Below are 13,299 nucleotides of genomic sequence, written 5' to 3'. Positions count from 1 at the left end.
GGCACCGTCGCCCATGTACAACCACTATTTTCACCTGAAAGGTGCGCCGTTCTCGATCGCGCCGGACCCGCGCTACCTGTTCATGAGCGAGCGGCACCGCGAGGCGCTGGCGCACTTGCTGTACGGTATTGGCAGCGGCGGCGGCTTCGTCCTGCTGACGGGCGAGATCGGCGCCGGCAAGACCACGGTGTGCCGCTGCTTCATGGAGCAGCTTCCCGAGAACTGCCGGCTGGCCTACATCTTCAACCCGCGCCTGAGCGTCGAGGAGCTGCTGCAGAGCGTGTGCGACGAGCTGCGCATCGAGCTACACGTCGAGCTACACCCCGCACTGCAGGCGGCCGATGGCGCCGCCCCGGGCATCAAGGGCTACGTCGATGCGATCAACCGCTACCTGCTGGCCTCGCATGCGCGGGGGCTGAACAACGTGCTGGTGATCGACGAGGCGCAGAACCTGTCGGCCGAGGTGCTGGAACAGCTGCGCCTCCTGACCAACCTGGAAACCAGCGAGCGCAAGCTGCTGCAGATCATCCTCATCGGCCAGCCGGAGCTGCGCGGCATGCTGGCCCGTCCGGAACTGGAGCAGCTGGCCCAGCGCGTGATCGCACGCTATCACCTGGGGCCGCTGTCGGAGCTTGAAACCGGCGCCTACGTGGCGCACCGGCTGGCGGTGGCGGGCGCCGGCGGCACGCCGTTCCCGCCGGCCCTGACGCCGCTGATCCATGGGCTGACGCACGGGGTGCCGCGCCGCATCAACCTGCTGTGCGACCGTGCGCTGCTCGGAGCCTACGTCGAGAACAGCCCGCAGGTGACGCGCCAGATCCTGAAGAAGGCGGCCGCCGAGGTGTTTGCCGGCGAAGCGCCCGGACCGCGCCGCCTGCGCATGCCCGCCGTTGCGGGTGGCGTGCTGGCGGCCGTGGCGCTCAGCGCCGCCGCCTGGCAGGTGCTGCCGGTCCGGACGCCGGCATCGGCGGTGGCCGCCGCGCCCCCGCAGGCGGCGCCGGGCGGCGCCATGCCAATGGCGGGCGCGCCTCCCGCGGCTGCCGCGGGCGTGCCGCCGCTGCAGGCCGACCAGGCCAATGCGCTGCGCGAGCTGGCGGCGCTGTGGGGCCAGCCGCTGGAAGCCGGCGACCCCTGCGAGGCGGCGCTGCGCCGCGACCTGCGCTGCCACGCCGGGCGCGGCGGCCTGTACGAACTGCGGCTGCTCGACCGCCCGGCGGTGGTCACGCTGCATGACGGCCCGCGTACCGGCTACGCCGTGCTGTCGGCGCTGGACGGCAACAGCGTCACCCTGAGCGCCGGCGCACGGCGCGAAAAAATCGACCTGGCCACCTTCGTGGCCCGCTTCGGCGGCGAGTTCACCACCTTCTGGCGCATGCCGCGCGGTTTTCGCGAAGTCGTGGCCGAGGGCGACCGCGGCCCGGACGTCGACTGGCTGGCCGCGCGCCTGGCCGGACTGAACGGAGCGCAGGCGCCGCAGGCCGCGCTTCCGCTCGACGCCGCCACGCGCGAATGGCTGCGCCGCTTCCAGGCCGCACAGGAACTGAAGGCGGACGGCGTGGCCGGGCCGCGCACCTACATGCGCCTCAACCAGCTCTCCGGCGTGCCGGAACCGCGCCTGCTGGCCCGGGCGACGACCGGAAAATAACGATGTCGTACATCCTCGAAGCCCTCAAGAAGGCACAGGCCGAGCGCCAGCTCGGCAACGCTCCCAGCATCCATGCACCGGCGCCGGCCTATACGGTGGCGGTGACGCCCGGCAGCCGCAATCCGCTGGTGGTCGGCATCGCCGCTGCCGCCATCGTGGCGGCGCTCGGCGCGGTGTTCCTGTTGCGCCAGCCAGCGCCAGTGCCTGCGCCGGCGCCAGTGCCGTCGCAGGCAGTCCAGGTCCAGGCGCCGGCCGCTGCCGCAGTGCCCGCTGCTGCCATGCCGACTGCGGCGCCGGTCGCCGTCCAGGCGCCGGTTCCAGCGCCGGCCGCGCCGGCCAAGCCGAAAGCGCTGCCGGCCCCGGCCAAGCCGCCCACGCCGTCCCGCGTGGCCGAGGCGGCGCCGCGCGCACAGCCCCGCTCGGAGCCTGCAGAGCCCGTGCTCGATGCGCCGCGCGCCACGCCCATGGCAGCGGCGCCGGCGCCTCCAGCGCCGGAGGACAGCATCGGCCCGGTCCAGTCGCTGCCCGAAGCGGTGCAGCGCGAGCTGCCGAAAGTGGCCTTCGGCGGCTATATCTATTCACCGAACCCGGCCGAGCGCCTGCTGCTGGTCGACAAGATGCTGCGCCGCGAGGGCGAGGAAGTCGCCCCCGGACTGGTGCTGGAGCGCCTGTTGCCGAAAGCGGCGATCATGAATTTCCGTGGCTACCGCTACCGTGTCGCGTATTGAACCGCTCGATGCGCCGCCAGGCGAGGCCCGCCACGGCTTGCTGCTGGGCGTGGTCGGCTGGTCCGGCAGCGGCAAGACCTCGCTGCTGGAAGTGCTGATCGCCCGGCTGGTGGGGCAGGGACTGCGCGTCAACGTCATCAAGCACAGCCACCACGACGTCGAGCTCGAGCCGCCGCACAAGGACAGTGCGCGCCTGCGCATGGCGGGCGCTGCCGAAGTGATGCTGGCCTCTCCCTACCGCGTCGCCATCCTGCGCGAGCTGCGCGGGGCCGACGAGCCCGCGCTGGCCGAGCACCTGGCCCGCCTGGCGCCGGCCGACCTGACTCTGGTGGAAGGCTATAAATGGGAGCGCATCCCGAAGCTGGAGGTGTTCCGTCCCAGCCTGGGCAAGCCGGCGCTGTATCCGGACGATGCGGACATCGTCGCGGTGGCCGCCGACGCGCCGCCGCCGGAAGGGCAGGGCGGGCCGCCCTGGCTGGACCTGAATGATACGGATGGGGTGCTGGCGTGGCTGGACACGTGGATGCGGAAAAATTAGCAATCGACCCTAAAGTTCCTGTGCAGCCTGCCGTAAAGGGTGGATACGCCTCAATGGGAGAATCACATGGATGTGTCCACTATTGCCAAGCTATCCACCAGCATCGCCGAAACCGGCAACCGCCAGGAAGTGAGCCTCGCCGTCTTCAAGAAAGCGCAGCAGATCCAGGAGGCGACCGCCACCCAGCTGATCGAGGCCATTCCATCCGTGCAATCGGCTAACCTGCCGCCGCACCTGGGCAACAAGATCAACACGACGGCCTGAGCCGGCGTTTCCCCCTGTCCTGCCGAACCGGCTCCCTGCGCGCGCGGGCCATGCCGGCGCCGCCCCGGCTTGCATCTTTCCCCCACCTGATAAATACTGGCGGCTTCCACCTGCCAGGAGTACCCGCATGACCCACCGCCACGCCCTGATCGCCGCAGCCCTTGCCGGCGTTTGCGCCCACGCCGCCGCCCAGGACCAGATGGGCGTGCCGAAGGCCGACCAGGAAACCTGCTACGGCGTGGCCAAGGCCGGCCAGAACGATTGCGGCACCGCCACCCACGGCTGCGCCGGCGCCGCCCAGGCCGATAACGATCCGAACGAATGGAAATTCGTGGCCAAGGGCACTTGCACCAAGCTGGGCGGTGCGCTGGAAGCAGGCAAGGCCCTGCAACCCCGGCCCGCCCAGGACCAGACCGAGCCGGCCAAGAGCGCCGAAGCCAGGAAGTAAGACATGCACGCCGCCGGCGTGGGGCTGCGCGCGCCGCATTACCGCGCCTTCCTCGCAGAGCGTCCGGCGGTCGGCTTCATCGAAGTCCACAGCGAAAATTACCTGGCCCGGACCGGCTGGGACTGGCACGTCCTTGCCGAACTGCGCCGCGACTATCCGCTCAGCCTTCACGGCGTCGGCCTCGGACTCGGCTCGGCGCGCGGTTTCCCGGATGCCCACCTGGAACGCGTGCGTGCGCTGGTCGACGCCCTCGACCCTTTCCTCGTCTCCGAGCACCTGAGCTGGGGCGCGCTGGCCGACCGCCAGCTCAACGACCTGTTGCCGCTGACGCTGGACGAGCCCACGCTGGCGCTGCTGTGCGAGCGGGTCGACCGCGTGCAGGGCCTGTTGCGGCGCCGCTTGCTGGTCGAGAACGTCTCGACCTATGTGCGCTTTCGCGCGGACAGCATGAGCGAAGCCGCCTTCCTGGCCGAGCTGGCGCGGCGCACCGGTTGCGGAATCTTGCTCGACGTCAATAACCTCTACGTCAACCAGCACAACCACGGCGAAGACGCGCTGGCAGCCATCGCCGCGCTGCCGCCGGGCAGTGTCGGCGAGATCCACCTTGCCGGCCACCTGGAAACACCGCTGGCCCTGGTCGACCACCACGGTGCGGCAGTGGCCGAGCCGGTCTGGGACTTGTACCGTGCGGCGCTGCGACGCTTCGGCCGGGTGCCGGCGCTGGTCGAATGGGATGCCGACCTGCCGCCGCTCGAGGCGCTCGTGGACCAGGCGGCCAAGGCCGATGCCATCGCCCAGGCCTACCCGATACCGGCCGCCGTTCCAGCGCGCGAGGGGGCCTCCGTGCCCCCTGCGGCATCCGCCGAGGCCCTGGCCGCGCTCCAGCAGCGCTTCGGCGAGGCCCTGTTCGACGGCCGCCGGGAAGCCGCCCTGCAGCCTTTCCTGCGCGAAGGCGGACTGGCGCGGCTGGTCTTGTATCGCGGCAACCTGATTGCCGGCTGGGAACGCGCCCTCGGCGAGGCGTATCCGGTGCTGCGCCAGCTGGTCGGCGAGGAGTTCTTCGCCGGCCTGGCGCGCGCCTACGGCAAGGCCATGCCTTCGCGGGACCCGGACCTGGCCGCCTTCGGCGCGCGTTTCGCGGACTTCCTCGCGGGCTTCGGCCCGGCCGCGCCCTATCCCTACCTGCCGGACGTGGCGCGGCTCGAATGGGCGGTCCACCTGGCCCACCTGGCGCCGGAGCGGGAGCCGGCGGCGCTCGGCGCCCTGGCCGTCCTGTCCCCGGAAGCGCTCGACTCCGCCCGTTTCACCCTGCACCCGTCCGTGGCGCTGCTGCGCAGCCGCTGGGCCGTCGCCGCCCTGTGGCAGGCGCACCAGCCGGGCGGCCCGGGCTTGCCGGCCCAGGTCGAGCGACCCTGCTCCGCCCTGGTCGTGCGGCGCGAATGGCGGGTGGAGGTGATGGAGGTGGGGGCGGCGGAGGCGGCGGCCCTGGAGCGGCTGGTGGCGGGCGCCAGCTTCGGCGAAGCGGTCGATGCCGCACTGGACGCGCTGGGGAGCGCGCCGGAGGAACAAGCGGCGCCGGGCATCGGCGCCATGCTGCAAGCCTGGTTCAGGCTTGGCGTGGTGGCGGCGATCGCGGCGAACGGGGTCGGCCAGGACCCTCGGGCGCGCTAAGGGGCGCCGGGCGCCGGACACTCAAGGGCAGGGTTCAGCGGAGCGTGCTCGGCAGGAGGCGCGGCGGATGTCAGTGGAACGCGCGCAGGATGCGCTGTTCGCCGGTGCGGTCGCAGTAGCGCTCGTTAGCGGCGCGGGTGGCGGCCATCATGCGCTCGAGCTGGGCGTCCTCGAAACGCGCCAGCTCCTCGTTGGCCGCTTCCAGCGCCAGCGCCAGCTTGGCGCGCGCATTCTGGTACAGCACACTGGTGTAGTGGTCGGTGTTCTTGAGCAGCTCTTCCGCATTCTCGATGACGAGACGCAGGTCTCCGATGAGCTGCTCCTGGGACTGGGTGCGGTGTGGGGTTTCCATTGCTTCACCTTTGGCCGGTTGATATAAGTCGGTCCTGACGACTTAAAATATAAACAAGGAAGCCCCGTTCTGTTTGTTAGGGCGCAAACATAAGCCCGCCATTCTGCGCCACTTTTTTTCAGTAAAAGACCTGCTTTTATTGGACGCGAATCTGCAGGTCGCCGATGCTCACCGTCTGGCCGCTGCGGATTTTCGCGGTCTTGCGCAGCTCCTGCTTGCCGTCGACCGACACCGCGCCGCTGGCGACCATGTTCTTGCCGGCGCCGCCGCTGTCGACCAGGCCGACCAGCTTCAGCAACTGGTTGACCTCGACGAATTCCGATGTCAAATCGAACACTATTTTTTGCATGCTATCCTCGGGAGTTGTGGGCGCCAGTGGCGCCCACAACGGGCGCCCTTGGCTTATAACGGGCGCCACCGGCGCCCGTTGGTTTACTCGACCGCGTCCGGCCTGGTCATGTCGATCGGCACGATCCACTGCCCGAACTGCTGCTCGGTGACGAAACCGGATTGCAGCGCCGCCTGGCGCAGGGTCAGGCCCTCGTGCGATGCGGTCTTGGCGATCTGCGCGGCGCGATCATACCCGATGTGCGGGGCCAGTGCGGTCACCAGCATCAGCGATTTTTCCATCAGCTCGGCGATGCGCGCATGGTTCGGCTCGATGCCCTGGGCGCAGTGTTCGTCGAACGAGCGCATGCCGTCGGCCAGCAAACGTGCACTCTGCAGGAAGTTGTGCGCGATCATGGGCTTGAACACGTTCAGCTCGAAGTTGCCCTGCGAGCCGCCGACCGTGATCGCCACGTCGTTGCCGAATACCTGGCAGCACAGCATCGTCAGCGCCTCGCACTGGGTCGGGTTGACCTTGCCGGGCATGATCGAGCTGCCCGGTTCGTTCTCGGGAATCATGATCTCGCCCAGGCCCGAGCGCGGGCCGGAGGCCATCCAGCGGATGTCGTTGGCGATCTTCATCAGGGCCGTCGCCAGGGTCTTGAGGGCGCCGTGGCTCGACACCAGGGCGTCGTGCGCGGCCAGGGCCATGAACTTGTTGGGCGCGCTCTTGAAGGAGAGGGCGGTGCGCGAGCTCAGTTCGGCCGCGATGCGCGGCGCGAAATCCGGGTGCGCGTTCAGGCCGGTGCCCACCGCGGTGCCGCCGGCGGCTAGCAGCAGCAGGCCGGGCAGGGTGGACCGGATCGCGCTCTCGGCAAATTCCAGCTGGGCCACGTAGCCGGAGAATTCCTGGCCCAGGGTCAGCGGCGTGGCGTCCTGCAGGTGGGTGCGGCCGATCTTGACGATCGATTCGAAGTCGCGCGACTTGCGCAGCAGGGTGGCGCGCAGCTGGCCGAGCGCCGGCAGCAGCTTCTGGGCCACGGCGGTTGCGGCGGCCACGTGCATGGCGGTCGGGAAGATGTCGTTCGACGACTGGCCCATGTTGACGTGGTCGTTGGGGTGCAGCAGGCGCTTCTCGCCGCGCTCGCCCTGCAGGAGCTCCGATCCGCGGTTGGCCAGCACCTCGTTCATGTTCATGTTGCTCTGGGTGCCGGAGCCGGTCTGCCACACCGCCAGCGGGAATTCATCCGGGTGATGGCCCTCGAGCACCTCGTCGGCGGCGCGCATGATGGCCTCGGCCTTATCGGGCGGCAGCTTGCCGAGCGAACGGTTGACCGCGGCGGCGGCGCGCTTCACCTGTGCCAGGGCCGCGACCAGTTCCGGCGCCATGCGCTCGGTCGAGATGTGGAAATGGTGCAGCGAACGCTGGGTCTGGGCGCCCCAGAGGCGCGCTGCCGGTACCTCGATCGGGCCGAAACTGTCTTTTTCAATCCTGTTGTCCATGATGGGTCCTGTGGTTTCCTGGCTATTCACTAAAGAGTTTAGCCGATTGTCCGATAATGACGTTCGGGCTTCACTATTCCACGCTATGGCTTGCCGCCTTCCACTGCTACTGTCTTGCGCGCTGCTGGCCGCCGCCTCCTGGACTGCCCAGGCGGCCGAGCTCGGCGAGCCGCGCGTGCGCTCCTTTGTTGGCCAGCCGCTGGTGGCCGACATCGAGCTGATCATGCTGGAAGATCCCGGCCCGCTGGTCCAGGTGCGCCTGGCCGATGCCAACGTCTACCGCGGCGCCAACCTGCGCATGTCGGCGGTGCTGTCCACGCTCAGCATGAGCGTGATGCGGCGCGACGGGCGCCAGTTCCTGCACGTGACCTCGCTGCGCCCGGTGGAGTCGGAACACCTGCACCTGTACCTGGAACTGGTCGACGGCGCCCAGCGCAGCGTGCGGCTGGCCACCTTGTGGCTGGCGCCCGATCCGCATCCCGCGCCGGCCCCGGCCGCGGCGGCGCTTCCGGTCGTGGCCAGGGCGGCCGAACCCGTCCCGGTGCCGATTCGCTGGCCGAGCCAGGAACCCCCGCGCGCGCAGAAGCCAGGGCCGAAGCCGCCAGCGCCCGCCAATCCGGCCGCGCAGGCGCCGAAGCCGGCGACCGCGCCGCGCAAGGAGCCCGGCGCCGCCCCCGCCGGGCCCGACGCTGCCGCTGCCCCGGCCGGCGGATCCTGCGCCCCGCAGGCAGCACGCGAGGCCGACGCCTGCACCGTGCTGGACGCGAAGAACGCCATGCTGCGCGCGCAGCTGGGCCAGCTCGAGAACAAGGTGCGGGCGCTGCAGCTGGAGGCAGGGACCGCACCGGCTGCCGCGGCCCAGCCTGCGAAAGTGCACAAGCCGAAACAGAAGAAGCCGGAGCCGCCGCCCAAGGACGAGCCGTCGTGGTTGCCGGCGGGCGTCGCAGCCGGGGTGCTGGCCTTGCTGGCCGCCCTGGCCGTCGCCGTGCGTCGCAGGCGGGGCAGGGCGCGCCCCGTCGAACCCCGCGTCGGGCTGGCGGCGCGCCTCAGGGCCCGCCTGAAGCCTGGCGCCGCCGCCGCGCCGGCGGTCGAACCGACCCTGGATGAGCGTGCGCACGAGTCGTCTACACAACTTTAGAATTTGCGTTATACTGGGTTCGTGGTCGCGAGATCACAGACGGCACAGAGGCCTGGCGCAGCCACCACCGATAGCGTGGCGCGGAAAGCAGGCAGACGTTGAGGAAACGCCTGTGTCCGGAAGCAGTTCGTGTGCCAACTGCGGCAGCGAACGCCGGATGCAACCGGCAAGAGGCGACGCCAGGAGATACCTGGTGCTCGCTCTCCCCCATTCCGTGGCCGAGCAGTCGCTCGGGCACAACAAAAAGCGCCTGCGGGCGCTTTTGTCTTTTTCGCCCCTCGGTGCGCGGGTCTGCGCCGGTCGTCCATGCGCCCTGCCTGGCGTGCCGGCCCGGCGGCCCCTGGCGGGCTACAATCCTCCTGCGGCATGGACCCGGGACAGCGATGAAAAATTGGATCAACCGTTTATTGGGCGGTGGAGAAGCTGCCGCCCCTGCGCAGGACGATGCGGAAGCACGCGGCGCCGGCCCGGACGGCGCCGACACCGACGCCCTGTACTACCGCTGGCTGGTGCGAGCGGCCAGCTTCGATGCGGCGCCCGATACCGAACGCCTGATCCTGGAACAGGTGCGCACGCTGGCGCAGAACCCGGGCGTCGCGGCCGAACTCGTGCCCCGCGTGCCGGAACTGATTCCCAGGCTGCTGCGCAGCATGGGCGACGACAGCGTCAGCACTGGCGAGCTGTCCGGCCTGGTGGCCGAGGACGTGGTGCTGGTGGCGGAAGTGCTGCGCGAAGCGAACAGCGCCTATTACCGTCCCGTCACACCCATCAGGACACTGGAAGGCGCCATCCTGCTGCTGGGGCAGAACGGGCTGCGCATGCTGCTCGCACGGATCGCCTTCCGGCCGGTGATCGAGATGCACGAGAGCGGAGTCGCGCGGCGGGTGGCGCCGCTGGTGTGGAGCCATTCCGAAAAATCCGCGGTGGCCGCCAGCCTGATGGCGTCCGCGCTGGCGGCCGACATCTTCGAATCCTGCCTTGCCGGGCTGATGCAGGACGTCGGCCTGGTGGTCGCCTTCCGGCTGGCCGACCGGGTCTGCCGGAACGGCAGGGCGCCGGCGTCGAGCGCGTTCGGGGTGGAATTGCTGGCGCGCAGCCGGCAGCTGTCGGCCGTGATTGCCACGCACTGGGATTTTCCGCGCAGCGTGGCCGATGCGATCGTGGGAGCAGGCAGCGCCAGTGGCGGCGGCTCCGCCCTGGCGCAGGCGCTGGCACAGGGCGACCGCCTCGCCAGGCTGCGCCTGCTCATCGACGCCGGGCTGCTCTCCGAGGACGATCCAGCCGTCGCGCAGGGGCTGAGCGCTTACCAGAAACGCTGCCTCGGCAAGCTGTCCAGGCTGGAAGAGTAGGGCAGCTTCCACAGGCAACAAAAAAGGCGCCCTCAGGCGCCTTCGTCGGGTCGATCCGGACGCGGCCGGATCAGTGTGCGCACAGCGCACGGTCCAGCTGCCCCATCCACGGGTCAGTCACGTCGCGGATCGCGCGGTCGTTGGCCATCAGTTGCTTGAGCAGGTCGATCTTGCGCTGGCGCTTGGCGCCATCCAGCGCCGGCACGCCGCCGATCGCGGCGCCGGCGGCCACGCTGGCCTGCACGTTCAGCCTGTCGAAACCGGTCCAGTCGCCGGCCTGGGCGGCGCCCTTCATCTGGCCGGTGATGCCGGCAAGGTTTTCATACATCGAGAGGACGTCGTTCGGGGTCATGTGGGGCACCAGGATCGCTCGCCGGCCGGATTGCCGGGTATCTAAGACGTTTACGGATGGGCTTTCGGGAACTTTAGGGGGTTTTTAAAAAAAATTTAAAAATATTGTGGGCCGGGAGAAGTGTTGCAATTTACGCATGTTCCACCCGTCCTGCATGCGGCAGAATGCGCCCGCCGTTCCCCGTTTTGCGCAGTCTGGCCCCGTTTTTTGCAGTCTGTCGCAATCCGGCGGCAGGCCGCGCCCGGCTTTCCTACAGTGCGTGCTGGGTCCTTGCGCCATGGAGCGCAGGCACCCGTATGGATAAAGCAGACCAAAACAGATAAAAACAGATTCGAGAGAGAGTGTATGAGAGACATGCCAGTCGCGCGGGCGACCAGGGCCGCCGCGGCCGTCGCATTCGCGCTGGGCGCTGCCACGGCGCAGGCCGAAGCGCCGTTTTCCTTTGCCGCCACGCCGGGCAAGCTGCCGAAAGACGTGGTGCCTCTGCAATATGCGGCCCACATCATTCCGGACATCGCCGCCAATACCTTCCGCGGAACGCAGACGGTCGAGATCGAGGTCTTGAGTCCGACCTCATTGATCATGCTCAACGCCGACAATATGCAGATCGATGCCGCCTCGCTGTCCGGCAAAGGCATCGGCACGCTGGGGCTCGACCCCATCCTCGACAAGGCGCAGCAGACCTTGCGCTTCAAGCTGGCCCAGCCGCTGGCGCCGGGTAGATACGCGCTGGCGCTGCAGTTCCGCGGCCAGATCAACCGCGAAGGGCGCGGCCTGTTCTACGTGAACTACAAGGCCGGAGGCAAGGAAAAGAAGCTGATCGCCACCACGATGGCGCCGACCGATGCCCGCCGCATGCTCCCGACCTGGGACGAGCCGGCCTTTCGCGCCCGCTTCAAGCTCACCGTCGACGTGCCGGGCAACTTCAAGGCCTATTCGACCACCCCGATCGAAAAGCGCGAAGAGCTCGCAGGCGGCATGCAGCGCATCAGCTTCGGCAACACGCCGAAGATGCCGAGCTACCTGGTGGTGCTGGTGGCCGGCGAGATGGAGCGCTTGTCCGCCAGGCAGGACGGGGTCGACATCGGCATCGTGACCACCGAGGGCAAGCTCGGTTCCGCCACTTTCCCGCTGGAGGCGTCGCGCGACCTGCTGCGTTACTTCAATAACTATTTCGGCATCCCGTACCCCTTGCCCAAGCTGGACCAGATCGCCATTCCGGGCGGCTTCAACGGCGCCATGGAGAACTGGGGGGCGGTGGTCTATAACGAACCGACCCTGCTGTACGACCCGAAGAAGAGTCCGGAGCGGGTCAAGCGCTTCACGTTCAACATCAATGCGCACGAGATCGCGCACCAGTGGTTCGGCAACCTGGTCACCATGGCCTGGTGGGACAACCTGTGGCTCAACGAAGGCTTCGCCTCATGGATGGCGGCCAAGGCGACCCAGCATTTCCACCCCGAATGGCGCCCCTACCTGGAGGGCATGGCCGAGCGCGAATACGTAATGAACCTGGACGCGCGCAAGACCACGCACCCGATCCAGACCCCGATCGAGACCGAAGAGCAGGCCGCCGCCGCTTTTGATGCCATCACCTACCTGAAGGGCCAGGCCTTCCTGCGCATGCTCGAGGCCTACCTGGGCGAGGAGCCGTTCCGCAAGGGCATCCGCGCCTACATGGCGAAGCACCAGTATTCGAACACCACCTCGCGCGACCTGTGGGCGGCGCTGGAAAAGGCCTCCGGCAAGCCGGTCGAGAAGCTGGCTTCGGAATGGACCCTGCAGCCGGGCTTCCCCCTGATTCGCGTCGAGGGGGTGTGCGAGGACGGCAAGCGCAAGGTGACCCTGTCGCAGGAGCAGTACCGCCTCGACGAGCCGCCGAAGGAAAAGCGCGTGTGGAGCGTGCCGCTGCAGGTCGGCACGGTGAACGGCAAGGCCTGGACGACCCTGCTGTCCGGTCCCAGCACCACGATCACCCAGGCCAGCTGCGAAGGCGCGCTGGTGGTGGACCCGCACAGCGTCGGCTACTTCCGCGTGCAGTACGACCCGGCCAGCTTCCGCGCGCTGGCCGAGCAGGCGCCGCGCCTGCCGGACAGCACCCGCCTGAAGCTGCTCTCCGACACCTGGAGCTTCGCGTCGAACGGCCGCATGGGCCTGGACGGCTACCTGGACCTGGTGCGCAAGTACGGCGACGAGCCGCGCCTGGCGGTGTGGGACGCGATCCTGGGCAACCTGCGCACGCTCGACACGCTGGCGCGCGGCGAGCCGGAGCAGGCCCTGATCCGCCGCTTCCTGATCGACTTCGCGCGCCCGAAGCTCGACCAGCTCGGCTGGGACGAGAAACCGGGCGAGACGGTCGAGGAAGGCCAGCTGCGCGGCCTGCTGGCCACCGCGCTGGCGCGCGCCGGCGATCCGCAGGCGATCGCGGAGGGCAAGGCGCGCTTCGCGCGCTTCCTGGCGGACCCGGGCTCGGTGACGCCCGCCATGATCGATTTCGTGATGAGCACCGCCGGCCGCTATGCCGACGCCGCCACCTACGACGCCCTGGCCGCCCGCACCGCCAACGCCCCCACCAGCGAGGAGCGCAACCGCTTCGGCCGCGCGCTCACCAGCGCCCAGGATCCGGCACTGGCCGCGCGCACCCTGCAATCGCTCCTGTCGCCGCAGACCCCGCCCGACCTGGTGCCCTATATCCTCGGCGGCGTCGCCGGCGTACACCTCGACCAGACCTGGAACTTCGCCGTCGCCCACCGCGACGCGCTGCTGGACAACATGGAGGCGCTCGGCCGCAACAGCCTGTTCGCCGGCATCGTCTCCTCGTCCGCCGATCCGAAGCATGCGGAGATGATGGAAGACTACATGCGCAAGAACTTCGGCGCGGACGGCGCTGTCGAAGGCGAACGCGTCGGCAACGGCGTGCGCATCCGCGCCGCCCAGAAGGCGCGCCTGCTGCCGCAGGTGCGCGCCGCCCTGCAATAACAGAA

Annotated in this window: 13 protein-coding genes; 9 read left to right on the top strand and 4 right to left on the bottom strand. The window is 69.1% G+C overall.

Going from position 1 to position 13,299, the window contains the following annotated elements:
* The first annotated feature begins 13 nt into the window (after positions 1–13).
* The 6 genes from AC56KL_RS13025 to bufB all read left to right on the top strand — a co-directional run bounded on the left by AC56KL_RS13025 (position 14) and on the right by bufB (position 5,294).
* Positions 14–1,645 carry an ExeA family protein gene (locus AC56KL_RS13025; protein ID WP_497180579.1) on the top strand — a complete coding sequence of 544 codons (1,632 nt, stop codon included), beginning with the start codon at positions 14–16 and terminating at the stop codon, positions 1,643–1,645.
* A 2-nt stretch (positions 1,646–1,647) separates the two neighbouring features.
* Complete coding sequence (locus AC56KL_RS13020; RefSeq protein WP_497180578.1) at positions 1,648–2,373, top strand: general secretion pathway protein GspB; 726 nt, start codon at positions 1,648–1,650, stop codon at positions 2,371–2,373.
* Positions 2,374–2,413: 40 nt separating this feature from the next.
* Positions 2,414–2,911, top strand: a complete 498-nt coding sequence (gene mobB / locus AC56KL_RS13015) for a molybdopterin-guanine dinucleotide biosynthesis protein B (protein WP_497180639.1) — start codon at positions 2,414–2,416, stop codon at positions 2,909–2,911.
* A gap of 66 nt (positions 2,912–2,977) precedes the next feature.
* On the top strand, positions 2,978–3,175 hold the full coding sequence (locus AC56KL_RS13010) for a YjfB family protein (protein WP_497180577.1): 198 nt from the start codon (positions 2,978–2,980) through the stop codon (positions 3,173–3,175).
* A gap of 127 nt (positions 3,176–3,302) precedes the next feature.
* Positions 3,303–3,623 carry a BufA1 family periplasmic bufferin-type metallophore gene (locus tag AC56KL_RS13005; protein WP_497180576.1) on the top strand — a complete coding sequence of 107 codons (321 nt, stop codon included), beginning with the start codon at positions 3,303–3,305 and terminating at the stop codon, positions 3,621–3,623.
* Positions 3,624–3,626: 3 nt separating this feature from the next.
* Positions 3,627–5,294 (top strand): MNIO family bufferin maturase, encoded by a 1,668-nt coding sequence (gene bufB, locus AC56KL_RS13000; RefSeq protein ID WP_497180575.1) that lies wholly within the window; start codon positions 3,627–3,629, stop codon positions 5,292–5,294.
* A gap of 70 nt (positions 5,295–5,364) precedes the next feature.
* Here bufB and AC56KL_RS12995 read toward each other — a convergent pair whose 3' ends face one another.
* The 3 genes from AC56KL_RS12995 to fumC all read right to left on the bottom strand — a co-directional run bounded on the left by AC56KL_RS12995 (position 5,365) and on the right by fumC (position 7,476).
* The gene (locus AC56KL_RS12995; RefSeq protein WP_497180574.1) at positions 5,365–5,646 is read right to left on the bottom strand and encodes a DUF883 family protein; all 282 of its coding nucleotides are present in this window, start codon (positions 5,644–5,646) and stop codon (positions 5,365–5,367) included.
* 136 nt (positions 5,647–5,782) lie between these two features.
* Positions 5,783–5,995, bottom strand: a complete 213-nt coding sequence (locus tag AC56KL_RS12990) for an RNA-binding S4 domain-containing protein (RefSeq protein WP_497180573.1) — start codon at positions 5,993–5,995, stop codon at positions 5,783–5,785.
* An 83-nt stretch (positions 5,996–6,078) separates the two neighbouring features.
* Positions 6,079–7,476, bottom strand: coding sequence for a class II fumarate hydratase (gene fumC / locus AC56KL_RS12985; protein ID WP_497180572.1), 1,398 nt, complete (start codon positions 7,474–7,476; stop codon positions 6,079–6,081).
* Between the two features lie 85 nt (positions 7,477–7,561).
* Here fumC and AC56KL_RS12980 point away from each other — a divergent pair, with 85 nt between their 5' ends.
* A complete protein-coding gene (locus tag AC56KL_RS12980; RefSeq protein WP_497180571.1) occupies positions 7,562–8,614 on the top strand; it encodes a FimV/HubP-related protein in 1,053 nt (350 codons plus the stop codon).
* A gap of 383 nt (positions 8,615–8,997) precedes the next feature.
* Complete coding sequence (locus AC56KL_RS12975) at positions 8,998–9,963, top strand: HDOD domain-containing protein (protein WP_497180570.1); 966 nt, start codon at positions 8,998–9,000, stop codon at positions 9,961–9,963.
* 70 nt (positions 9,964–10,033) lie between these two features.
* On the opposite strand, the gene AC56KL_RS12970 is transcribed toward AC56KL_RS12975, so the two are convergent.
* On the bottom strand, positions 10,034–10,315 hold the full coding sequence (locus tag AC56KL_RS12970) for a flagellar protein FliT (RefSeq protein WP_497180569.1): 282 nt from the start codon (positions 10,313–10,315) through the stop codon (positions 10,034–10,036).
* Between the two features lie 345 nt (positions 10,316–10,660).
* Between AC56KL_RS12970 and AC56KL_RS12965 the strand changes: the two genes are divergently transcribed.
* The gene (locus AC56KL_RS12965; protein WP_497180568.1) at positions 10,661–13,294 is read left to right on the top strand and encodes a M1 family metallopeptidase; all 2,634 of its coding nucleotides are present in this window, start codon (positions 10,661–10,663) and stop codon (positions 13,292–13,294) included.
* Positions 13,295–13,299 lie beyond the last annotated feature (5 nt).

The sequence above is a fragment of the Telluria sp. ZB4P34 genome (genome assembly GCF_059686055.1).
The sequence above is the reverse complement of the archived record's forward strand: the minus strand, read 5'-3'. Positions and strand labels throughout refer to the sequence as shown.

Bases quoted from the DNA above. Each gene is read 5' to 3' on its own strand.
- AC56KL_RS12970 (WP_497180569.1), bottom strand. From the start codon at position 10,315: ATGACCCCGAACGACGTCCTCTCGATGTATGAAAACCTTGCCGGCATC.
- fumC (WP_497180572.1), bottom strand. From the start codon at position 7,476: ATGGACAACAGGATTGAAAAAGACAGTTTCGGCCCGATCGAGGTACCG.
- AC56KL_RS12995 (WP_497180574.1), bottom strand. From the start codon at position 5,646: ATGGAAACCCCACACCGCACCCAGTCCCAGGAGCAGCTCATCGGAGAC.
- bufB (WP_497180575.1), top strand. From the start codon at position 3,627: ATGCACGCCGCCGGCGTGGGGCTGCGCGCGCCGCATTACCGCGCCTTC.
- AC56KL_RS13005 (WP_497180576.1), top strand. From the start codon at position 3,303: ATGACCCACCGCCACGCCCTGATCGCCGCAGCCCTTGCCGGCGTTTGC.
- AC56KL_RS13010 (WP_497180577.1), top strand. From the start codon at position 2,978: ATGGATGTGTCCACTATTGCCAAGCTATCCACCAGCATCGCCGAAACC.
- AC56KL_RS13020 (WP_497180578.1), top strand. From the start codon at position 1,648: ATGTCGTACATCCTCGAAGCCCTCAAGAAGGCACAGGCCGAGCGCCAG.
- AC56KL_RS12965 (WP_497180568.1), top strand. From the start codon at position 10,661: ATGAGAGACATGCCAGTCGCGCGGGCGACCAGGGCCGCCGCGGCCGTC.
- AC56KL_RS12975 (WP_497180570.1), top strand. From the start codon at position 8,998: ATGAAAAATTGGATCAACCGTTTATTGGGCGGTGGAGAAGCTGCCGCC.
- AC56KL_RS12980 (WP_497180571.1), top strand. From the start codon at position 7,562: ATGGCTTGCCGCCTTCCACTGCTACTGTCTTGCGCGCTGCTGGCCGCC.
- AC56KL_RS13025 (WP_497180579.1), top strand. From the start codon at position 14: ATGTACAACCACTATTTTCACCTGAAAGGTGCGCCGTTCTCGATCGCG.
- AC56KL_RS12990 (WP_497180573.1), bottom strand. From the start codon at position 5,995: ATGCAAAAAATAGTGTTCGATTTGACATCGGAATTCGTCGAGGTCAAC.